Source organism: Streptomyces sp. P17 (genome assembly GCF_032436805.1).
GTDB lineage: Bacteria > Actinomycetota > Actinomycetes > Streptomycetales > Streptomycetaceae > Streptomyces.
In genome coordinates this window covers 1-421 of the sequence record NZ_JAVRBF010000359.1, presented here as the reverse complement: position 1 = coordinate 421, position 421 = coordinate 1, and the positions used below count along the sequence as shown (strand labels likewise).

General features: G+C 47.5%; 2 protein-coding genes. Both read right to left on the bottom strand.

Annotation, left to right across the window (positions count from 1 at the left end; translation table 11 throughout):
- Positions 1-221 (bottom strand): hypothetical protein (locus RMT89_RS41280; RefSeq protein WP_315888892.1); only part of this gene is annotated, 221 nt, incomplete at its 3' end.
- Positions 214-421 (bottom strand): hypothetical protein (locus RMT89_RS41275; RefSeq protein ID WP_315888891.1); only part of this gene is annotated, 208 nt, incomplete at its 5' end. The genes RMT89_RS41280 and RMT89_RS41275, both read right to left, overlap by 8 nt.

The window sequence follows — 421 nt, the reverse complement described above, 5'->3', positions numbered from 1 at the left end:
CCAGACGTTGCCAATGCCATGACATAGGTGTTCACAGGCACTTCGCCACGGTCTTTGGTGACAATGGTAGCCCGCATATTGGAAGCAACTTTGCTAATAAAGAAAGCAGCTTCCGCACGGAAGAAGCCCTTATCGGTGTTCTGGGTTTTATTACCCAGAACTTCGACAATATCGTTAAGTGCTTCATGATGGTCGATTTTTGTCAAATCAACATCAAACATCGAAATACCTCAAGCGTTGCTGGCAGATGGGTGCAGCAGCACAGTATCCACAGCGTTTCACTTCACCCAAGACTTCCTTCACAACGCCTTTACCTGCCTTCTGGCAGTAAGCATGTGCTTCGGCTTTGTTGTCGAAATTCTTGGTTGAGCGACCGTCTGTCTTGGACGCATCTGCATAATATTTCCACTGCGGCTTAGAG